At 58.5% G+C, this 22141-nt stretch carries 20 protein-coding genes; 5 read left to right on the forward strand and 15 right to left on the reverse strand.

The genetic code is table 11. The features are described from left to right. Nucleotides 1-1436: hypothetical protein (locus HY896_08190; GenBank protein ID MBI5576329.1), on the reverse strand; the 1436-nt coding region annotated here is incomplete at its 3' end. 22 nt (nucleotides 1437-1458) lie between these two features. Continuing rightward, nucleotides 1459-2577, reverse strand: coding sequence for an NHL repeat-containing protein (locus HY896_08195; protein ID MBI5576330.1), 1119 nt, complete (start codon nucleotides 2575-2577; stop codon nucleotides 1459-1461). A 283-nt stretch (nucleotides 2578-2860) separates the two neighbouring features. Here HY896_08195 and HY896_08200 point away from each other — a divergent pair, with 283 nt between their 5' ends. After that, entirely contained in the window at nucleotides 2861-3457 is a 597-nt protein-coding gene (locus HY896_08200; protein ID MBI5576331.1) for a TetR family transcriptional regulator, read from the forward strand. An 11-nt stretch (nucleotides 3458-3468) separates the two neighbouring features. Here the strand turns inward: HY896_08200 and HY896_08205 are convergent, their stop codons facing one another. After that, nucleotides 3469-3924 (reverse strand): 3D domain-containing protein, encoded by a 456-nt coding sequence (locus HY896_08205; protein ID MBI5576332.1) that lies wholly within the window; start codon nucleotides 3922-3924, stop codon nucleotides 3469-3471. A gap of 284 nt (nucleotides 3925-4208) precedes the next feature. Between HY896_08205 and HY896_08210 the strand changes: the two genes are divergently transcribed. The 3 genes from HY896_08210 (at nucleotide 4209) to HY896_08220 (ending at nucleotide 7563) form a co-directional block, all read left to right on the forward strand. After that, a complete protein-coding gene (locus tag HY896_08210; protein ID MBI5576333.1) occupies nucleotides 4209-5177 on the forward strand; it encodes a quinone oxidoreductase in 969 nt (322 codons plus the stop codon). A 176-nt stretch (nucleotides 5178-5353) separates the two neighbouring features. Further along, nucleotides 5354-5518, forward strand: a complete 165-nt coding sequence (locus tag HY896_08215; GenBank protein ID MBI5576334.1) for a hypothetical protein — start codon at nucleotides 5354-5356, stop codon at nucleotides 5516-5518. 71 nt (nucleotides 5519-5589) lie between these two features. Continuing rightward, nucleotides 5590-7563 (forward strand): FecR domain-containing protein, encoded by a 1974-nt coding sequence (locus HY896_08220; protein ID MBI5576335.1) that lies wholly within the window; start codon nucleotides 5590-5592, stop codon nucleotides 7561-7563. Here the strand turns inward: HY896_08220 and HY896_08225 are convergent. Next, entirely contained in the window at nucleotides 7560-7748 is a 189-nt protein-coding gene (locus tag HY896_08225) for a hypothetical protein (GenBank protein ID MBI5576336.1), read from the reverse strand. The two genes, HY896_08220 and HY896_08225, sit on opposite strands and share 4 nt — an antisense overlap. A gap of 329 nt (nucleotides 7749-8077) precedes the next feature. Between HY896_08225 and HY896_08230 the strand changes: the two genes are divergently transcribed. Continuing rightward, entirely contained in the window at nucleotides 8078-9496 is a 1419-nt protein-coding gene (locus HY896_08230) for a DUF4139 domain-containing protein (GenBank protein MBI5576337.1), read from the forward strand. An 18-nt stretch (nucleotides 9497-9514) separates the two neighbouring features. On the opposite strand, the gene HY896_08235 is transcribed toward HY896_08230, so the two are convergent. From HY896_08235 to HY896_08285, 11 genes are all read right to left on the reverse strand, one after another. After that, on the reverse strand, nucleotides 9515-10753 hold the full coding sequence (locus tag HY896_08235; GenBank protein MBI5576338.1) for an NADH:flavin oxidoreductase: 1239 nt from the start codon (nucleotides 10751-10753) through the stop codon (nucleotides 9515-9517). Next, nucleotides 10750-11253 carry a 3-isopropylmalate dehydratase small subunit gene (locus HY896_08240; protein MBI5576339.1) on the reverse strand — a complete coding sequence of 168 codons (504 nt, stop codon included), beginning with the start codon at nucleotides 11251-11253 and terminating at the stop codon, nucleotides 10750-10752. Before HY896_08240 ends, HY896_08235 begins: the two co-directional genes overlap by 4 nt. 12 nt (nucleotides 11254-11265) lie before the next feature. Further along, a complete protein-coding gene (gene leuC / locus HY896_08245; protein ID MBI5576340.1) occupies nucleotides 11266-12534 on the reverse strand; it encodes a 3-isopropylmalate dehydratase large subunit in 1269 nt (422 codons plus the stop codon). 60 nt (nucleotides 12535-12594) lie between these two features. Next, entirely contained in the window at nucleotides 12595-15174 is a 2580-nt protein-coding gene (locus HY896_08250) for a molybdopterin-dependent oxidoreductase (protein MBI5576341.1), read from the reverse strand. A gap of 22 nt (nucleotides 15175-15196) precedes the next feature. Beyond that, nucleotides 15197-16081, reverse strand: coding sequence for a polysulfide reductase NrfD (gene nrfD / locus HY896_08255; GenBank protein MBI5576342.1), 885 nt, complete (start codon nucleotides 16079-16081; stop codon nucleotides 15197-15199). Between the two features lie 20 nt (nucleotides 16082-16101). Next, nucleotides 16102-16965, reverse strand: a complete 864-nt coding sequence (locus HY896_08260) for an N-acyl homoserine lactonase family protein (protein ID MBI5576343.1) — start codon at nucleotides 16963-16965, stop codon at nucleotides 16102-16104. A 27-nt stretch (nucleotides 16966-16992) separates the two neighbouring features. After that, nucleotides 16993-17610 (reverse strand): 4Fe-4S dicluster domain-containing protein, encoded by a 618-nt coding sequence (locus HY896_08265; GenBank protein MBI5576344.1) that lies wholly within the window; start codon nucleotides 17608-17610, stop codon nucleotides 16993-16995. Between the two features lie 193 nt (nucleotides 17611-17803). Next, complete coding sequence (locus HY896_08270; GenBank protein ID MBI5576345.1) at nucleotides 17804-18622, reverse strand: SDR family oxidoreductase; 819 nt, start codon at nucleotides 18620-18622, stop codon at nucleotides 17804-17806. A 22-nt stretch (nucleotides 18623-18644) separates the two neighbouring features. Then, nucleotides 18645-19625 (reverse strand): hypothetical protein, encoded by a 981-nt coding sequence (locus HY896_08275; protein ID MBI5576346.1) that lies wholly within the window; start codon nucleotides 19623-19625, stop codon nucleotides 18645-18647. A 63-nt stretch (nucleotides 19626-19688) separates the two neighbouring features. Then, on the reverse strand, nucleotides 19689-20603 hold the full coding sequence (locus HY896_08280) for a hydroxymethylglutaryl-CoA lyase (protein ID MBI5576347.1): 915 nt from the start codon (nucleotides 20601-20603) through the stop codon (nucleotides 19689-19691). 26 nt (nucleotides 20604-20629) lie between these two features. After that, nucleotides 20630-21829, reverse strand: coding sequence for a CoA transferase (locus HY896_08285; GenBank protein ID MBI5576348.1), 1200 nt, complete (start codon nucleotides 21827-21829; stop codon nucleotides 20630-20632). Nucleotides 21830-22141 lie beyond the last annotated feature (312 nt).

Below are 22141 nucleotides of genomic sequence, written 5' to 3' on the forward strand. Positions count from 1 at the left end.
ACCGCCGCGGTCCCGGGATCGTGGCACTGCCGGCAGTTGCTGTTCGTGTTGTCGTTGGCGAACCCGCTCCTTAGCCGCTTCCCCGATGTGTTGAAGTGCGAAGTCGTCAAATCGTGGCAGGAGCTGCACACCTGGTTCGCCGCCGGGTTGCCCGAAGCGCTCGTCGCCTGCCAGTTCATCCGCGGATACGTCCCGCTCGTCTTGCCGTGGCCCGTAACCGAGTACCCGTACGTCGAGCCGTTCCCGATCACGTCCTGAGCCGCGTCCCCACCGCCGTTTATGTTCGTGTTCCCCGGAGTCGTCGGGTTGTGGCAACTCCCGCAGTAACCAACCTCCCCCGAAACCGACGGCCAGCTCCCCGACGTCCCCGCGTTGTTCCAGTAGCTCTTCGCCGTCGCCGCGTTCGACGAATTGTGGCAGTTGTTGCACTTCGTCGTGTTCGCCAAAACCTGGTTGTCCCCCAGCAGAGGAGGCTCCGCCGAACCGTGGCACCCCAGGTTCCCGTCCGTGCACGTCAGAAGGTTCTGGTGGGTGAAGTGGGCCTTGCCACCCGAAAACTTGAAGCCGTCGACGTGACGGTGGCACTGCGAACATCGCCGCCCAAGCTGGTGCGTCGCGTAACCCGAAGACGAATTACGGAAATACGACGTCTGGGTGTGGCAAACCTCGCAAACCCCGTCGTAGGTCCCGTCGCCGTCCGACCCCGAATTCGATCCCGTCGGGCGGAAGAACTTCACCGCCTTGCTCCCGCTGTTCGGAGTCGAAATCGTGTCCTGCACAAGCTTCATGTCCGTGACCGCGAAAGCGCTCCCGACGCCCGTCTTCGTCAAATCCATCGGCCCTTCAACGTACAGGTTCTCCGAATCGTTCCGCGATACCTTGTAGCTGTAGTAAATCCAGTCCGCAACGTTCGGAGTCACCACGTACCCCTGGTACAGGTTGTCCGTCCAGCCCGCCCCCGTGCTCCCCAGAACGTTGTCCGAAACCGACGTCACGCTCCCCTGGTATACGTACGAGTCGCTGCCGTACGCCGGCTTCTCCACCTGCAGGTGTGGCTCGTGGCACGTACGGCACTCGACCGTCCAGCTCCCGTACGTGTTGTCCGTCGTGATACTCGAGTGGGTCTTGACGTACGGAGCCGTCACGTCGTCGTGGCAGCTCCAGCAAAGCGCGTTGTACAACGTGTCGTCGATCGTCTGGGGGTTGAACGTCGCCCAGTCCGGAGGAAGCCCGGGGTTGTACTGGTAGTGGCAAGACTCGCAGCCGATGTCGTACGTCGCAGAATGGGGGTATTCGTAGATGTACCCCGAATAGGGGGAAAACCGCGAGGGGCTCAAACCGCGAAGGTCGAGGTATTTCCGAAACTGCGGATTCAGAGCGAAGGAAGAGGTGATCAAAAGGCAGGAACAAGCGATGAACAGGATTGTCTTCTTCATCGGTTGCTCAGGCTCTCACGGTTTAATTCGTCTTCTCCGGCTTCCTCCGAGCCTTCAGGTACAGAACCAGGCCGAGGAGAGGGAGCAGGTATCCCGCTGTGGAAACAGATGAGGAGCAAGATCCCCCGACGACGGAACATCCGCCGCCCCCCCCGGAACCGGAGAACGTCAATGTGCCGCTGCCGCTTACGGCCCCCGACCCGTAGACCTCCACCGTCGACGAATTCAGGGAGGCGACGTACAACTTCCCTGCGCTGTCGTCGACCGCGATGCCGAGCGGCGTCCTCATCGGACGACTCGCGTCGTAGACGGTCTTTATGTAAGCCCCGCCGCTGTCGAACACTTCGACGATGTGCTGGTATGCGTCGGACACATATATCCTTCCGTTCGTGTCGACGGCGGTCCCCACAGGTTTCGTCAGAAGGCCCTCACCCTGCCCGAAGGAACCGAATTTCCTCTTGAACGTGCCGTTCTTGTCGAAAACCTGTATCCTTGCCCCCCTAATTCCCGTCAACGTAACCTGCAGATCGGAGACGATCACGTCTTCAGTAATCCGGTCGATCGATATCGACGTCGGGTAATTGAATCTTCCGTCGTCGTTCCCTTCGCCGCCGAAGGAAAAGCCGTATGTGCCGTCGGCGAGATAAACTTTTACGATGGACGCCTTTGCGTCGGCCACGTAAATGTTTCCCGTAATTCCCAGGGCGACACCGACGGGCAGATCGAACTCACCGTTTCCCGCTCCCAGCCGAAAGAGCAAATTCAGCCCGCTACCGTACACCTCGACGTTTTTTCGCCCCGAGTTGCAGACGTAAATTCTTCCGTTGGCGCCGACGGCCACTCCGAGCGGTTTGTCCAGTCCCGTAAGCTGATTCAGGTAAACGCCCTCAGGGGAAAAAACCAGCAGCCGGTTCTTGCCCGATTCGGACACATAGATTCCCCCGGAGGAATCTATGGCGATCGCCGAAGGGGCGGCAAGATTTACCGCGATCGAATTCTCGCGGACAAGGTTGTCTATCGCGGCATGCGACGGAGGACAGTAGAAAAAAGAGAGTGCAACGAGGAAGGGAAAAAGCGCCAATATAGGCTTATCGATGACGGAAATTAGCCGCAAATGTCCTTTTTTCAACGGCGCCCGCATCGACTCACCCCTGTCGCAACGCCTGAAAACTCTTACATTATTATCGCAATATTGTTACATGGTCTTTAATTTTGCAAGGGATACTGGCATTTCCCCAACTTAATGGAAGCGCTTATCCAATATAAAACAGCCCCGAAATTGCAGTGCCGCAAGCGGTGCGGAATGTACCGTATCTTCGGCGAACGGCGATAATATCTGCCGGCATCGAAGCAATGCGATAAATGCGGACAGCAGACCGATCGGTCTGTTAGTATTATGCATATCCACCGATACGGCGGTCGAAATGCGGAAAAACGGCAGGCAGACGCGGGAAAACATCATCGAGGAAGCCCTCCAGATCTTCTCCGTGAAGGGGTACTTCAATACTTCGATAAACGACATACTGTCCGCGACGGGGTTGACGAAGGGAGGGCTCTACGGGCATTTCTCCGGCAAGGAGGAACTCTGGGGAGCGGCCTACGAACGGGCCGTCGAAATATGGAAAGGGGTCGTTTTCAAGGGAGTCAGGAAAATCGCCGACCCGATTGCAAGAGTCGAGAAGGTCATCGAGAACGACCTGTTCGGCTACTGCGGCGGCGATGTGTTCGACGGTGGATGTTTCTTCTTCAACATGCTCGTTGAACTCTCCGGGCAGTCCGAAACGATGGCAGGCAGGATCCGATCGGGATTCATGGAGTTCGCGGGACTCCTCGCCGCATGGATGGAAGCGGCGGAACGTAAGGGCTTGCTGAAGAAAGGCGTGAACCACAAGGAGGTGGCCGACTTCATCGTAATCTCGATGAACGGAGCATCGGCACTGTATGCGTCAAGCCGCGACCGGCGATTCCTGAAAGAGACGTCCAATCAGCTCCGTGCATATCTCCGGCAAATGAGGGCGTGAGGTCGCAGTTCTCAATCCTTCACTGCGACGAGCCGTTTCTGGAGGCCAAACGTCAGCGCCTTCATTAATTCCCCCTCCTTCATGGCTATGTCGACACGGTGGGCGAACCGCTTGTGCAGCCGGTCGAGGACGACGAATTCGCCGTGGCCTTCTATTTCGAGAATAGTCCCCAGGGGGACGAAATTCGCGGCGCATACCTTCACGTTCCGCTCGACAAGTTCACAGAGGTCGTGCCCTCCGGCTCCGATGCACGGGGTGTCGCTGGTCTGGGCCCTGACGCCCACGTTGTAGGCTGTCACCTCACGATGCATCCCTGCCGGTTTTTTTTCGATTGATACGACTTCCTTGCCCGACAATGCGGCGCTCACGGCCGTTATGCAGGCAATCGGCTCCAGGACGACTGCGCCGTTTCCCATCCACAAGAACGCACCGGCGATTCCGATGGCAAGCAGGAGAGATTTTTTCATAATCCCCCTCCTTGTTCATGATGAAAACGCTTATGCGGGCTTGTAGAACGTTACCGATATAAGTAAGGCTTGCTGGTTGGATTCATAACTCGCAACGAAGATTCAAAGGTGCGTTTGAAGGACAATATTGTTATCAGGAAATATTATTCAATAGGCGCATGCTATTTTTTTGCGTCCCGCAGGCACCTCCCGGAATCGAAGGATAAATATCTCCGCCAAACCCGCATTTCTCACCATGCTGCGGCGACGGCGAAAATGCGGGAGTCCTGCTCATGGGGGGAACGATGAAAGCGGTCCGCGTGCGGCAATACGGCGGTCCCGATGCGATGACCATTGAAGAATTGCCCGTCCCGACACCGGGAACGGGGCAGGCGCTCGTAAAAATCGAAGCGGCCGGAGTCAACTTCATCGACATTTATCAGCGCATGGGGCAATACCCGCTGCCGCTGCCGTTCACACCGGGCCAGGAGGGAGCGGGCATCGTGGAGAAAACGGGGCCGGAAGTGACGGAAGTGTCTCCGGGAGATCGTGTCGCGTATGCGTCGGCTATCGGTTCCTACGCAGGATACGCGGCAGTTCCGGCGTGGAGGCTTGTGAAGCTTCCCGCAACAATCGATTCGAAAACCGCCGCGGCCCTGATGCTCCAGGGGATGACCGCGCACTACCTCACCCACTCGACGTATCCGTTGAAAAGCGGGGAAAGCTGCCTGGTGCATGCGGCGGCAGGAGGAGTCGGCCTGCTTCTCCTGCAGATGGCGAAGAGGCGAGGGGCGCGGACGATCGGCACCGTCTCCACGCGTGAGAAGGCGGAGTTGGCGAAGGCTCACGGAGCCGACGAGATCATCCTGTATTCCGGGCAGGATTTCGAAACCGAGGTCAAGCGGATAACAGGAGGACGCGGCGTACAGGTCGTCTACGATTCGGTGGGCAAGGCTACTTTCGAGAAGAGCCTGAACTGCCTGTCTCCGCGCGGATGCCTGGTGCTTTACGGGCAGTCCAGCGGCCCGGTCGACCCGTTCGATCCGCAGATCCTGAACGCGAAAGGCGGGCTGTTCCTCACCCGGCCTTCGCTGCACCACTACACCGCAACGCGCGATGAACTCCTCTCGCGCGCCGCCGACGTCCTCGTGTGGGTGGCTTCGGGAGAACTCAGGGTGCGCATCGGCGCCGAGTTCCCCTTGTCGCAGGCGGCGGAAGCTCATCGCCGGCTGGCCGGCCGAATGACGACGGGCAAAGTTTTGCTGATTACGTAATCTGCGTTCCGAGCCCCTGAATTCGAAAATACGATTCCCGGCACCGTCTTGGTGTTCTCCCTGCCTGCCGTAATTTCGCGCGAACAGGGGAACCGTGTACCTGCGTGCTGTGTTTAATCCAAAATGGCGGCCGAAAAAGGCTCGCCGGCAAAGAACGTCCGATGAGGAGGCATACGATGAAAAAGCAGACATTGATGGCGCTACTTATCCTCATTTGGGGAATTGTCGTATTGCCCGGCTGCTTCTTTCACCCCGGCCACTGGGATCATCATCACGACGATGGCCGCAGGGACTGGAACCATGATCGGCAAGGGGACCGTGATCGTCATGATCGGCGCTGAACATCGAAACCCGCCGCGGATTTCCGGGTTCCAATACTTGTGAGATATTTTACCGGAGGTGCGGAGGACGGATGAAAACATTTGCGAAAGGAATCGCCTGCATGGCGATCGCCGCCGCGTTCCTGTCGTTCGCGTCGAATTCACGCGCTGAATCGCTCGGGGCGATGCGGGTCGTCCTGATACAGGGGGACGTTCAAGTCAAGATAGCGGACACGGGGGAATGGGCGCCCGCTTCGATAAACATGCCCCTTCTCGAAGGGGACGAACTTTGGGTGCCTGAAGACGGCCGGGCCGGGCTCCAGACGAACAACGGAACTCATATCCGGTTCGACAGGAACACCGCCCTACAGGTCTTGCGAATGGACCGCGACTCCTTCCAGTTCTATCTCCCGCAGGGCGGCGTATACGTGCTGAACCGCGCCTCGAAGCGAAGCGTCCTTCAGATCGACACTCCGGACGCATCCCTGCGGTCGTTCGGCGGATCGACGTTCCGCGTCGACGTCCCGGAAACGGAGACATATCTCGCCGTGTTCAGGGGTTCCGTGCTCGCAGAAAACGCCGAGGGACGGACGAACGTACGCGCGGGCGACATGCTGACGCTCACGTCGGACGGCTACGCGGAGTTGTCTCCGCTGCCTTCCCCGGATGAATGGCAGCGGTGGAACGAAGGTCAGGACCGCATCGTCCTCGCACGGGGGGAAGGTTACCGATACCTTCCCCCGGAGCTGTCGGTCTACTCGAACGACTTCGACCGGAACGGCCGATGGGTGAATGTGCCCGGATATGGATATTGCTGGACTCCGACGGTTCTCGTAGTCGCCGACTGGGCCCCCTACCGTCACGGGAGATGGGTGTGGAGAGGCGGAGACTACGTGTGGATCGGATATGAGCCTTGGGGATGGGCGCCATACCATTACGGTCGCTGGGTTTTCACAGGCGGCATCGGCTGGTGCTGGGTGCCTCCCGCGCGGGGAGACGTTTTCTGGGGGCCGGGATACGTGGGATGGGTGCGTACGGGCGACTACGTGGCATGGGTTCCGCTCGCCCCGAGGGAGATCTATTACGGTCACGGCCATTTCGGCCGGCACAGCGTGAACGTCACGAACGTGAACATCAACCGGATCCAGGTCACCAACGTGTACCGGAACGTGAACGTAACGAACAGCGTCACCGTCATTCATCAGAAGACTTTCGTCTCGGGTCGCCCGGAGACGGTCCGCAAGGAGATCGTGGGAAACGTCCGTGACCATTTCGTGCAGAAGCGGGACATCGTCATCGGAAGGCCTCCGATCAAGCCGGAGCGGGCGAGCTACGTCCCCGTGGCACGGTCGATACCGGATGCGAAGAAACCGCCTGCGTCGGTGCGCAAGATAGAGGTGAAGGAGATTCGTAATAAACGGCCGCTTGTCACGGAAGCGGATCGTTCCGCCATTCGTCCGGAGGCGAAACCCCGCAACCTGGAGGTCAGAAAGGTCGAAAAACCGAAGCCGGCAAGGGAGAGGGTGCACGAGCGGAAACAGGTAATGCCCGTGACCCCTCGCGCCCCCGCGGAAAGGGTGACCCCGAAGCCGCCTGCCGGGAATGCCGAGCGTGACATCGAACGGGGGAAACCACGGGAAGCGCCGCCCGAAAGGGAAAGGGTGCGGCCTGCCGAACCGCAACGAAAGCCGCCGGTCCGGGTGGAACCGGAAAAGCGGCGTGAACCACCGGAAGAAAAAGAACAGGTCCGGCCCGGCCGCCCGCAAGGAGAACCGCCTGTAAGGATGGAACAGAGAAGGCGGCCGGAACCACCGCCCGAGAAAGAAAGGGTGCGACCCGCCGAACCGCAACGAAGGCCGCCGGCGGAGAAGGAGCAGGTCAGGCCCGAGCGTCCGCGTGGCGAACCGCCGGATAACGTGGAACAGCCGCAGCGCGGAAAGAACAAGGATGCGGACCGGGATGAAGATCGGGGCGGCAAGAAGAAGCCGAAGGGCAAGGAAGGCAGGGAAGACTCGGAAAAACCTCCGCGCGAACCCAGGGAACGGGGCGAACGCGAATTGCGTTAACCCGCATTTCTCACCACGGTTCGTCGCGAGGCGGTGGAGACGGGTATGGGCCGCTCCCGGCCGTCCATGGCCTCCGCGGCACGCTGCCATCCCTGGCAGCGATACAAGGCGTCGCGACCGAGGGCGACGCAGGCGTAGTTTAACACTACGTCGAGGAGCCCGACCGAGCGCAACGCAGTAGACATGCCCGTATCCGCCGCCGCAGCAGAAGCGTGGTGAGAAATGCGGGTTAATCTCCGGCTGCCAGTACCAAATAGGCGATGGGAGCGTGCCGAACACGCAAGTTCGTATTCCGGATTGTAAATGAAGTATCTGGTCCTTCCCGGTATACAGGATCCATCAGGAGTGATTCTCGAAATCCCGTACAGGGAACCGGCCAGCGGGCCGGCGTGTCCAATTCGGCAGCAGGCCGCATCGCTTACAAAGACAAGAGATGCGAGCCAATGTGGATTGGAAAGGGGGAATGATGAAACGGTTTCTGCCGGCGTGGTTGATTGCGGCGCTCTTAACGGCAATGGTATTTCCGATCGGCCTCGAGGCAACAGCTGCGAGTGCCGCGCTCGATGCGGCGCGGAAAGTGACCTCAACCGAGGGGGACCGCACCTCCTCGGAGATAACCGTGTACAACGTAGGGCTGGGGCTGGTGAAGGAACGGCGGAAGATTTCCCTGGGACAGGGGGAGACCACGCTTCTATTCATGGACGTGGCGTCCCGGGTGATTCCGTCAAGCGTGTCCGTGCGCTCGGTGAAGGAAGGCGACGCCGTGTCGGTACTCGAGCAGAACTACGAGTATGACCTGCTCTCTCCCACGAAGTTGATGGAGAAGTACGTCGGGAAAAACGTCAGGCTCCGGTACCGCAGCCCTTACACGGATCGCGAGACCGAACGCGAAGCGAAGGTGCTGGCGTACAACGACGGGCAGCCCGTGCTTCAGATCGACAACGAGGTGACCTTCGGGATCCCGGGCAACTTCATATTCCCGGAAGTTCCGGCGGACCTGATCGCCAGGCCCACCCTTTCCTGGCTACTTTCATCGAAAGCCGCAGGAGAACGGGAGCTGGAAGCGCTATACCTGACCGACGGGATGACCTGGAAAGCGGACTACGTCCTGGTGCTGGGAGCGCAGGAGAACCGTGCCGATCTGTCGGGATGGGTCACCCTTGACAACCGAAGCGGGGCAACGTTTCGCAGCGCCCGCCTGAAACTCGTCGCCGGAGACGTCAATCGCGTCCGGGAGGATCTCGCTGCGAGGAGAGTCCCCATGGCGGCAATGGCGATGAAGGCCGAGGCGGTTCCGCAGTTCAAGGAATCGGAGCTTTTCGAGTACCATCTCTACACGCTGGAACGTCCGACCGATGTAAAAAACAACCAATCGAAACAAGTCGGGCTGCTCGCCGCGTCGGACGTGCCCGTGAATAAGGAATACGTCTTCTACGGCGCCGACTATTACTATCGATCCCGCCACACGGGTGACATCGTCAGGAACCGGAAGGTACCCGTATTTCTCCTCTTCCGGAACGACAAGACATCGCACCTCGGCATGCCGCTTCCCAAAGGGACCGTCCGGGTTTACCAGCGCGACCGGGAAGACTCCCTTCAGTTCGTCGGAGAAAACTCGATAGACCACACGCCCCGGGATGAAAAAGTGCGCTTGATGCTCGGAGACGCCTTCGACGTGGTCGGCGACCGGAAACAGACATCATGGACCGTGATCTCGGGAAACACTTACGAAGCCGCCTACGAAATCTCGCTTAGGAACCACAAGAAGGACGGGATCACGGTACGGGTCGTGGAACCGATCCCCGGGGACTGGAAGATCCTGGAGACGACCCACGCCTTCGAGAAGGAAGACTCCGCCACCGCCGTCTTCCCCGTAAAGGTGGAAGCGAACGAAGAGGTAAAGGTCCGCTACAGGGTGCGTATCCGGTTTTAGGTGACGAAAGTGGTTTTTTTACCTGCCCGTCCCGCATGCGACCGCATCTTTCATGGCCGCAAGCTGCGTGTACGCCGGGTTATACCTTTCGAGCCCGCTCTCCGGATTCCGCACGCATTTGATCCGCAGCCCCCCGAAAATCCGCGCATAGCACCCGATGTTGCACCGGCTGCATCTCGTGATCGCCGATACCTTTCCGCTCCTCACCTTGTTAGTCCATTCGGGATCGGCTATGAGCTGTCTTCCGAGGGAGATCATGTCCGTCATCCCCTCGCGGACCGCTTTTTCCGCAAGCCGGGGATCGTGGACGGTCGGCGTCAATACCGGCAAGTTCAAGAGCTTCTTGAAGCCCGCCCCCTCCTCCAGCATCGTGTCGGCATCGTCCGGGATGATGTACTTGAGCGAATCGAAGCAACCGTCTCCGACATGGAAGTAGTCGATCCCTTCCTGCTCCAGGCGTTTCACGACGACTTTCATGTCCTCGTACGTGGTCCCTCCGGAGACATGCTCGTCGGCGCTCGCCCTCACTCCCACCGCCATTCCGTCGCCGACCGCTGCCTTCGTCTTGCGAACGAGTTCCAGCAGAAACCGCATGCGATTCTCGAGTGTGCCCCCGTACCGGTCGGTTCGGAGATTGAATCTTGGAGAGAGAAACTCGTGCAGCAGGAATCCATGCGCCGCGTGGATTTCAAGACCGTCAAAGCCGACCGCGCGCGCCATCATCGCCGCCCTTGCGAAGGACTCCTGTTCCCGTTCGATCTCCTCGATCGACATCTCCCGCGGCGCTTCCCCTGCCAGGAAGGCTTCCAGCACCTGCCTGCAATTCCGCGGGACCATCTCCGGGGGCGTCCGGTAGCTCACTACCGATGGCCCTACGGGTTGAACGCCGGTCCTTGAAGACGATCCTTGAACGCCGACCCCTGCATTCAACTGAATGAAGGCCTTGGCGCCGAATGCATGGATGGTATCGACCAGCTCGGCGAAACCCGCCATGTGCCCCGGCTCATAGAGCCGCAGCAGGCTAATGGAAGGACAGGTATCCTCGGCCCATTTGCTGGCCAGCACATGTTCGACAACGATCAGGCCGACGCCGCCGCGAGCCCTTGCGCCGTAATACGCAAGCTGCTGTTCGCTGACGTTTCCGTGGTCCGCGTACTGAGTCACCATGGGAGCCATGGCGATCCGGTTCCTGATGTCGACCTTGCCGATGCGAATCGGCTCGAAGAGATGACTGAATTCCATTTTCTCCCCCATCATTTCGCTTTTTTCCTGCGGCGAGCGAGCACATAGTTGATCAGGCCTCCCGAATCGACCAGTTCCTGCATGAACGGCGGGGTTGGCTTGATCCTGTACTCCCTGTTTTTGGTCTCGTTTCTCAGGGTCCCCTTCTTCGGATCGAGGACCAGCAGGTCCCCGCCGTCGATTTCACCGACCGCCTCCGGGACCTCGAATATCGGAAGACCCATATTGAAGGCGTTCCGATAAAAGATCCGCGCAAAGGAGTGCGCGATCACCGCGGAGGCTCCCGATGCCTTTATGGCGATCGGTGCAGTCTCACGGGAAGACCCGCAGCCGAAGTTCTTTCCGGCCACGATAAAATCGCCACGGCGCACCTTTGCGGCATATTCTCCGTCGATGTCCTCCATGCAGTGCTTCGCCAGCTCGACGGGATCCTTTATGTTCAGGTACCTGCCGGGAGTGATGACGTCCGTATCCACGTTGTCCCCGTATTTCCACGTCCTGCCTTTCAGCTCCATGTCAAACGCTCCTCAAAGCCCAAGTTCCGCCGGGCCGGCGATCCGGCCCAGCACGGCGGACGCCGCGGCAACCGCGGGGTTGGCGAGGTATACTTCGCTTTCCGGGTGTCCCATCCGCCCCACGAAGTTCCGGTTGGTCGTAGTGATCGCCCGTTCGCCTTTGGCAAGAACTCCCATGTGCCCGCCGACACAGGGCCCGCATGTCGGGGTGGAAAATGCCGCTCCCGCGGTCACGAACACTTCCATCAAACCTTCCCGCATCGCCTGCAGGAAAACCTCCTGGGTTGCGGGGAACACGAGCATCCGCACCCCGTCATGGATCTTCCTTCCACGGAGCACCGCGGCAGCGCTGCGCAGGTCCTCGATCCGGCCGTTGGTGCAGGATCCCACGACCACCTGATCCACGGGGATGTCGCCCACCTGCGAAAGGGGCTTCGTGTTCTCCGGAAGATGGGGAAAAGCCACCTGCGGCTCAAGCGTCGAGAGGTCGACATGCAGCTCGCCGGAGGCATACCGCGCATCCGGATCGGCGGCGACGACTTCGTACTTCCGTTTCGCCCGGGCATCCGCATAAGCGCGCGTCGTTTCGTCGAACGGGAAGATGCCGTTCTTGGCTCCCGCCTCGATCGCCATGTTGCACATCGTGAAACGCCACGCCATCGGAAGGAAGGCAAGCCCGTCGCCCGAATACTCCATCGCCTGATAGAGCGCTCCATCGACGCCGATCTGCCCGATGATGTTAAGGATGATGTCCTTCCCCTCCACATCCTTCCCCGGCCGCCCCGAGAGAACGATCCGGAGGGTATCCGGCACCTTCAACCATACTTCCCCGGAAATCATCGACGCAGCCAGGTCCGTGCTTCCCACCCCGGTAGAAAAGGCGCACAAGGCTCCGTAGGTGCAGGTGTGGCTGTCGCCGCCGACAACGAGGTCCCCCGGAACGACGAGTCCCTCGTCCGGCAGCAGGACATGCTCGATCCCCATGCGGCCGACCTCGAAGTAATTCACGATCCCGTACTCGCGTGCGAACATACGCATCCGCCGGCTGAATTCCGCCGACTGGATGTCCTTGTTCGGAGCGAAGTGATCCGGAATCAGTCCGATCCTTTCCCTGTCGAACACCTCGGAGATTTTCAGATCCTTGAACAACTGAATGCCGATCTGGCTCGACAGGTCGCTCGCGAACGCAAAATCGACGTTGGCAAGGACCAGATCCCCCGGCTCGACTTTGTCTTCCCCCGCGTGCTTCGCGAGGATTTTTTCGGTAAGCGTCATTCCCATTTTCGCTTCACTGCCTTTCCGGAATATCCCTTGTCGTTTTCCGGCCGGATAGGTTCTCCCCTATCTTTCGGCATCCTTCGTTATTTTCACGCGAGCGCAGAAATCGAGCTGACCGGTCAGGGTCCCGACCATGCTCCAATCGTGCTTCAGAAGAGAGTTGATGTGGGTCCCCTTTCCCCTGGCGATGACCTTACCTTTCCCCCATTGCCCCAGGACCCCGAACATCCCGACGCACTCCGGGTGTATCCCCTCGGTCAGGCGCACCTTTCCCTTCACCTTCCCCGCCTCCGATTCGATCGACACTATATCCCCATCCTCTATCCCTTTCCTTGCCGCCGTGCCCCTGTGCATGATGACGCTGTAGTCCATGCGGGTGCGCTTGCAGATATCGTCCACCCATGGATTGTCGGCCGTGTAGGATTGCCCGTGCAACGGAAGGCGGCTGTTCACCACGAACAGGTCGTATTCCTTTCCGTCCTCCTCGTGGACGGGACACGGGCGCCACTCCGCGAGCGGGTTGTAGTGGGAGGTGTCCCACCAGTCCATGCCCAGCCGGCGCGTCACCTTTTTCACCTCTTCTCCGACCTCGATGAAATGCTCGAGATAGATCGGCGCCCTGGCGTTCAGGAACGGTCCCGCATAGCTTTCTTCGATCGTCTTTTTCGGTCCCGGCACGAACGAGCGGTCTTCCGTGAACCAATCGGGTGTGATCTCCTTGCCGCACATCGCCCCGATCAACCCGGCCGTTCTGTCCCGGATTTCCTTCATGGTGTATTTCCGGTCGGGCTTCAGGGCCAGGTCGTCGATCATCATCAGGCCGGTGATCCGGTTCATTTCCGCGTTGAACTCTCCCAGGATCCCCAACTTCTCGGCGACGTCCATCATGACTTCTATCCAGTTCCGGACCCCCGGCGGCGGTTCCACCACCGGCTGAACCGTCTGGAAATACCAATCCCCCGGTCCCGGCTTCTGGAAACCGGCGGGAAGGTTCACGGGGAACGCCCAGTGCTTTTCGAAATCGTGCGCGTCCGGGATCACGATGTCGGCGAATTCGACGGTCTCGTCGAGCTTCAGGGCGAACGCCACGATGAATTTCAGCTTGCCGAGCATTTCCGCCTGGAACCGCGGGTTGTTGCTGGTCAGCACCATGTTCGTGCGGCAGAGGACCATCGCTTCGGGCCGATACGGGATGCGGAACTTTTCCGGATCGTGGATGGGAAAGGCGGCGATGCCGGGAAGGAACCCCGACACAGGGAAAAGATCCCTCAGATTCAAGGTCTTCGGTTCCGACACCGGGTTGGGAGGATAAGGAGACATGAATGCCACCATCGAATTCCGTCCTCCCGAGGTCGCCTGGAACAGGTTCGTCGTAATCATGCCGTCCTTGTCGGCATGGGTCTTCCAGATGCCGAAAGGCCCGTGGGGATTCGTGCCGAGGATCCCTCCTGGAACGTTGAGGTTGCCGAGCATGACGTTCAACAGCATGAGGGAGAAGCAGTTGAAGAACCCGTTCTTGTGATGCGAGATCCCCCGCTTGAATTCGACCGCCGCGGGCCTTAACGGTAACTTCTTCCCCTCCATTTCGATCGTGCTCCCGATGCGCGCCGCTTCCGCCAGTTCCTTTGCGATCCTTGCGATCGTCGCCCGTGGAACGGTTGTGATCGTTTCCACTTTCTCCAACGGGTAATTTCGCCGTATATGCTCTTTCAACAAATGGAAAGCGGGCCGGCAGGCGACTCCGGCCGTCTTGAAGCTTCCTTCGATCGCCGGCTCGGTATTCTCCGCGTCGAATTCGACCGCCCGGTTCTCTTTCAAGTCCCAGATCAGCGGCTTGCCGGAATCGGGATGGCGCGCGTATTTCCCCGAGCCGTCGATGAGATAAGGCGCATTGGTTTTGCCCTTCAGGTACTCCTTGTCGTACAAGTCCAGACCATTGATGAGTACGTTCACCATCCCCAGCGCGAGAGCGCCGTCTGTCCCCGGCCGGATCGGTATCCACTCGTCCGCCTTGGCGGCCGCATAGGAGCATATCGGATCGATAACGACCAATTTCGCCCCGCGTCTGCGGGCGTCCGCCATGCCCTGGATCGCCTCCAGGGTGTTGTTGTTCACCCCGTGGCCGTACTGCGAGCCCGGAAGAAGGATGTAATTGCAGTGGTCCAGGTCGATCTCCGCGTTCAGCGTCCCCAGCGTCAGAAAGAACGCCGTATGCAATCCGTTTCCGCAAGACACCGGGTAAAACTCGAAATTCGGCGTTCCGAAAGCCACTCCTAAACTTTGAGGCACGGCGTAATTGTGGATGTCGAAGGATGCGATGACCAGCTTCCTCGGGTCTTCTTTCCGAACCTGAGCCAAAGCTTTCGTGACGGTCTCGACGGCTTCCTCCCAACCGATTTCAGCCCACTTCGGATCGACGCCCAGCCCCTTTTCCGGGTTTGTCCTCTTCAGCGGTTTTTTCAATCTCATCGGGTTGTACATGTCCGCGATCCGGGCCTTGGATTTGCCGCATACCTTTCCCTTTGAACTGGGAGCCCGGCGGTCACCCTTGATGTCAACTATTTTTCCGTCCTTGCGCCGCGCGAGAATGGCGCAGGCGTTGAAGCAGCCGGTGCAGGAAGTCGGAACCCATTCGTCGCCCATGCGTCGAACCCTCGTCAGAAATTCACAGGATGGAATCGTAACAACCGGTTTTCACCATCAGGTACCGGAACAGGTAATCCCCCGACAATCTCATGGCCCCGGCCAGTGCCAGGCTGGGGACAGCCACTTCCGCATTCCTGTTCAGGAGAAGGCTCCCGGTCAGAATCAATGGGGCGACCAACCCCACGAATATGACACCACCGGCGAAGAGAACGGCGTGCCGGCTCCGCGTCAGCATTCGAACGGCTTCACGAGCCGCGACCGACCTTGAGGACATCACCGCGATGTGCAGGACGACCAGGGCAAGGCACGCGATCGTCAGATGTCCTTGAAACCATTCGAGGAACATCAGGTTTCCGCCAACATGGCCGATGATCCGCTCGATCAGCAGGAAAAGATCCACCCCTGCCAGCAGGGAATAGCCGAGAAAAACCGCAGGCACCAGGGGGGAATACCAGAAAGGGACCGCCGGGGAAGGAGACAGCACGAATCCCGTGTAAGTCATCACCAGCACCGCAAGCAGGGCGGACGCCGCCTTCAACAGCCATCCGATCGTCGTCCCTTCCTTCCAGGGAAGGAAACCAAGCCCCGGTATCGAAGGCGCGACTTGCAGCGTGCCTGCGATCATCAGAAGTGCGATAAAGAAAGTCCCGCGGCTGATCCACGAGGTGCCGGGTCTCATGAACGCCCGCCAGAAACGTTCCGGCCGTCCCAGGTCAAGGAGGAGAAATGCGGTCCCGACAGCCACGACAACGAGTCCCAGGGCCGCCTCCAGCGGCTTTCCCATGAACAGGGACACGGCATACAATCCGGCGCCGGCTCCCCCCAGGAAAAGATAGATGACCACGAGGAGACCCCACTCCCTTTGCGGCTTGACGCCGACCAGCAGTTCATCGATTCTCTCCACCAATGCTCTTCTCCGTCGGGTTACGTGTAATATTCAGGGACCAGCTTCAGTTCCATCAGCTGGTCCGGATCGTGTCCGAACACCACCCTGGCATGCGGAAATTCCTTCAGGAACGATTCGATATTCCTCATCGTCGAAAGGGCTTTGAGGTATTCGCCGACGGGAGGCACTCCCTCATCGAGGTTCGCCCGCCGGTGGACGGCGTCGAAGGTAAGAATTATCGGTCCGTCCATCGCGTTCAGGATGACCGAGGAATGGCCCTTCGTATGCCCGGAAGTCCGAACGACCAGCACGGAGCCGTCCCCGAAGAAGTCGCATGCCCCTTCGAACGGCGGTGCGCTTCCGTCGTATGGAATCGGCAGAAAATCGATTCCCGCCAGGTGGCTTTTTACATATCCCTTCAGCGTGCTGAAAGGGGCCCTGGCGGCTTTCAACTCTTCCTTGTCCACAAACACTTCCGCGTTCGGAGATCCGGCGAAATAAGACAAACCGCCCGGATGGTCGAGATGAAGATGGGAGAGCAGCACATAGCGTATATCGCGACTGCGAATCCCCATGGCGTCCAGTTGGCTTCGTACGTCCTTTCCCGGTTTCGTCCTGGCGCGCACCATCGTCCCGAGAAGCGGCCCGAAATTGCCGAACCGGCTTTCGTTGAAGGAATGATGCAGCCCGGTGTCCAACAGTAGAGGACCATGGGAAGGATGCACCACCAGGAAGGAGAACACCGGGTTGAAGCGGTGTTCCTTCGGCAGGCTCTTGAATTTCGGGCTTTTGGGATTGAAATGGATATTGCCTTTCGCATGCACCTCGCCCGTGTGCATGATATGTAATTTCAGCCGCACCGGCGTCTTGAAGCGGTCTTTCCATTCCATCATGTCAATCATGCTCCACCTCGATCCGACATTCCGTACTCAGCCAGGGCCGCATCCCACTTCCTGCTTTTTCAACAAGATGTAGTACACGGACGGCCGCGTTCCCTTGCTCTCCAGAAGGGGAACGCACCCCTCTTTTTTCATCAACTGGACGAGTTCGTCCCCCTCGTTGTCGAGGTTCCCGAAAACGCGGCAGCTCGTGGGGCAGACCTCTACGCAGGCAGGCGGCTCCCCCTTGTCGATCCTCTGAACGCAAAGGTTGCACTTCTGGACGACCCCCGACGCTTCCTTCAGTTCTTCAACCCCGTGGGGGATCGGTGTGTCGGGGAAATAAAACTTTCGCTCTTCGACGAAGGTTCTGGCATCGTACGGACACGCGGCGATGCAGGCCTTGCAGCCGATGCACTTCGCATAATCGACAAGGACGATCCCGTCGTCCCGTGCGGCGCTCGCCCCGCTGGGGCAAACTTTCACGCAATGGGCATCCGCGCAGTGGTTGCACAGGACGGGGACGAACAGGCGGGTTACTTCCGGATAATCTCCGGATTCATGCTCCAGCACCTTGCACCAGAATACCCCCGGCTGGGTGCCGTGTTCCGCCTTGCAGGCCAGCGTGCATGAGTTGCACGAGATGCAAATCCTCAAATCTATCGCCATGCCGTGCCGTGTCACAGCGGCTTCCCGACCTCCAATGCCATTTTCCGGTAGTTATTCCGTGTCCCGGGGGAAAACCATCGGTCGCCGCCACCATCGTTTTCGACGAGGGAGGACGAAATGGGATACGTCCTCCCTCCCGAGGCACCAGGGCAGCGGCGCCATCGCCAGCGGAGGGGCCCACCGGCAGATGAACTTACGGGTTGCATCTGACCTTGCTTCTGAAGAGATTCACCAATTTCCCCTGCCACCGGTAATTCAACGACGGATGAATCCTGTAGAGCCACCAAGGGAACAAGTCGTAGAACGGAAACGCGATGAGCCCCTTGTTCTTCCTCACTCCAACGAGAATTTTCAAAGCAGCCTGGTTAGGGCTCATCTCTTTCCATATAAGAGCGTTGAATGCCTCCCGATCTCCGTTGAAGATCCTGTAGCTTTTTCTTACCTCCGTCTTCACCGATCCCGGACAGGCCACGCTTACGTTCACTCCGAACCCGGCGGCTTCCGGCCTGAGCGACAGGGACAACCCGACAACAGCCTGTTTCATCGCGGCATACCCGGTGGCCAGAGCGAATGGGAACAGCCCGAACACCGAGGAGACGTTCACGATGTGGCCGTGACCTTGCTCCCTCATCGCCTTGTAGGCGACGGCGGTTCCGTAAACGACCCCCATGATGTCGCTGTCGATGAAATGGCGCCAATCCTCGAAACTCATGTCCCGGAACTCGCCGAACATGATCACACCGGCGTTGTTGAACATGTAATCGAGGACTCCCTCCGCTGTGACCTTCGAAACGAGCCGGGCGACTGCGTCCGGATCCCTCATGTCCGTTACGATCGAGGCCGCCTTTCCTCCGGCGCGTGCGATCGATGAAACGGTTTCCACCGAGCCCTTCTCGTTGATATCGGCCACGTAAACCTTCGCGCCCGATTTCGCCAGCTCGAGACATAGCTCGCGGCCGATTCCGGATGCGCCGCCCGTCACGATGGCCGTCTTGCCGGAGAAAATGCTCACCGCCACGCTCCTCCCGGCCCCTTCAGCCCTTCTTCTTCGGCGGATAGTCAGGCGGATATCCGTAATAATCCTTGTAGACCTGGCTCGCGTGGAACGTGTTGTCCATCCACCCGGAATCGTGATGGCTCTGGAAAAGGTGGATCTTACCGTTGGGGGAGATCCCCCAGCTTTGGACGAGGTAAACGCTGAGATATCTTCTCGATCCATCCGGGTTGGTGTAGTAGTGCTGCTCGTCCATCGCGAAATCCGCCCGGTTCCCTTCGGAATAGGTTTTCGTGAAATTGAAGGTGGCAAGGGACCAGATCGAAAGAAGATTGTCGAACCATTTCTTAAGACCCGGCATTCCGGAATACTGGCCGGCATACGGAATGACATCGACGTTGGATTTGAAGACGACTTCAACGTCTTCGTCGAACAGCGCCCACAGTTTGTCCCACCCGGCCTCCCCGCGGTATATCCCGAGGAACGTATTGTAAAGATTCGCCGCGACGTCGCTCGCCTTCAGATCGACGGTCGGGTCGAATGACGGGTGGGGCATGATCCCCCTGACGTCCCTGAATCTCGAGTTCGGAGTGCGGACCGCCTTCAGGAAGGTCGACGTATCGTAATGCAGCTTGATGTCTCGCACTCGTCCTTCTCCGTCGAGCTCGGTAAGGGCGATGATCTCGAAATCGTATACGGAGCCGGACTCCCGGAACCGGAATTCCGCCAGGAAGTGCGCGCTGGCGCCGAAGCCGTCGACGACGATGAACTGCCTGTTGAGGGCCACCACCTCGATCCTGGAGTAGAAGCTCCTGTAATGGGCTTTAAGTTGCTCCTTCCCCTGAAAGCACCCGAAGAGGGAATCGAGTTCCTTGTGCCCCAGCAGATTCACCACCGGACTCGTGCTGAAGGCCTTCTCCACCATGTCGTCGACGTCCTGTGGAGACGGATTCCGCATACCGTAGATCTGATCGATCCTCTTCTCAACCGTGCTCCGCACCCATTCCTTATTCGTTACCATTATTATTCCTCCTTGACTAATGAGCAATCTTTCCGCGTCGCGCAAATATTGTCTCTATGATTTTCAATAGGATATTGGTAACAAACTGCTGCGCGAATCGAACCATGCCATCGTTCGCCCACCCAGGGAACGCCCCAGGAGGTCTTCGGCAACCTTAATGGAAGCGCGCAATTTTTCCACGTCGATCCCGGTATCGTAGCCGCACTGGGACAACATCAGGACCAGATCCTCGGTGGCCAGGTTTCCCGAAGCACCCGGAGCGAACGGACATCCGCCCAACCCGCCGATACTGCTATCGAACTTTCGGACCCCGACCTGAAGGGCCGCCCACACGTTCGCCAACGCCATCGCCCGGGTGTCATGAAAATGGGCGGAGATCCTTCCGAGGTCGATCTTCCGGAAAAACGCGCAAAAGAGATGGTAGACCCGGGTAGGGTTTGCCAGCCCGAGCGGATCCGCGATGATGACTTCGTCCGTTCCTTCGCGCAGCAATTCTTCAGCCAGATCGACGATATGTTCATCCGGAATCGGACCTTCGAACGGGCATATGAACATGCCGGATATATACGTGCGGCTGATGACACCGTCTTTCTTCGCGTGCCGGATCACGTCGCGACATGCCGACTTCGTCTGTTCGAGGGACATATTGATGTTTTTTTTGTTCATTGTATCGGACGCAGCGATAACGAATGCGACCGATTTGACCCCGGCTTCAACGGCGCGCTCATACCCTTTCAGGTTAGGAACGAGGGCTGAATATGCGATACCGTCGTTCTCCGGCAGCTTCTTATAAAGATCGGCGGCATCCGCCATCTGGGGGACAGCCTTCGGGGAGACGAAGCTGGTCGCCTCGATGTGTTTAACGCCTGCTGCGATCAGCGCCCGGACCAGTGCGATTTTTCCTTCGGTCGTCACGATCACCGGCTGATTCTGCAATCCGTCCCGCAACCCCACCTCGTTTATCGTTACGTAGTCCAATGTGGAATCTCCTCGCTTCGGAATAACTAACCGATCACCTTCCTGTTGCGCAATTCCGACAGCCGGTCCCTGGACCAGCCAAGCATTTCCATCAATATCTCGTCGGTATGCTGACCTAGTTGGGGGGGAAAGGTGAACTCCTCCGAATGATTTTCCGACAACTTTATCGGATTCCCGGGCATCTTCGCCTCGATCCCGTCGGAATCCTTCACCGTTATCACCATGTTTCTCGCCAGGATCTGCGGATCGCTCAATGCCTGGGAGAATTTATTGACCGGCGCGCACGGTATTCTCTTCTCCCTGAGTTTCTCAAGCCAATATTCAGCATCGTTCGTCATCAAGGTTTCCTCTACGACCGCGTTGATGATCTCCCGATCTTCGAAACGGCCCGGCTGGGTCAGATATTTCTCGTTACGAAGAACCGGGGATTTTATGACCTCCAGCAGGTTTTTCCAGAAGGCGTCCCCTATCACCGCAATGATTATCCAATCTGTTTTCGTTCGGAACGTATTGTAGGGAATGTGTACGAAATGGCCGTTTCCGAGCGGCTCGGGATCCTTTCCGGAAAGCAGGTACATTGTCGCCATGTAATTCAGCAATGAAATCTGGCAATCCAGCATGGAAACATCTACATGTTGCCCACGCCCTGTTTCGCTCCTTGCGCAAACGGCGGCAAGGACACCCAGCGCTCCGAACATTCCTCCCGCCAGATCGCCGATGGGAATGCCGGCGCGAAGCGGCGGTCCTCCCGGCGGGCCCGTAATGGACATCCCTCCTCCCATGCCCTGGACGACCTGGTCGAAGGCGGGACGGTCGATTTCGGGGCCGGTTTCTCCGAAACCGGTAACCGTGCATGTGATGATTTTCGGATTGATCGAAGCAAGGGTATCGTGATCGATTTTCAACCGCCTGGTAACACCCGCGCTGAAATTGTCGAAAACGATGTCGGCGCCTTTTACAAGCCCGTAAAAAATATCCAGGCCGTCCTGAGACTTCAAATCGATGGCGATGCTGCGCTTGTTACGGTTCAGCGTAAGGAAGTAAGGCCCGAGTCCGCACCTTGAGTAGTCTGAATTTTCACTTAAAGCCGTCCGTGTGATTTCACCCTTGCCCGGGGGCTCGATTTTTATGGTTCGGGCACCCATGTCGGCAAGCAGCATCGTCGCATAAGGTCCGGACAACATGTGCGTCAAGTCCAAAATTAATAATTTTTCCAAAGGTTTCATTTATCCCTCTCTCGAGTTGTATATTTCCAGATCGCAGTGCAACAAATGAGCAATATATGGGCCAAAGCGCCCATATCATTGATCCGCAATTTGGGTTTGGATTTAACTATTCGGATTATATGGGTATATTGCCTTGAGCGGGTGCGGTATCAAGTGACTTGGCCGATGAGAGATGAGCCGCTATTCCACGAATGAAAAAATGACGTTTCATCGGTGGAACACAATGCGGATTAAGTACGGGATGGGGGAGCGGGGGGGTGCTTGGGCTTGCCACGTGTCGTTGCAGCTCCGGAATGCTTCGAAGCGCCCCGC

Source organism: Deltaproteobacteria bacterium, from assembly GCA_016218975.1.
Lineage (GTDB): Bacteria > Desulfobacterota > Deferrimicrobia > Deferrimicrobiales > Deferrimicrobiaceae > JAENIX01.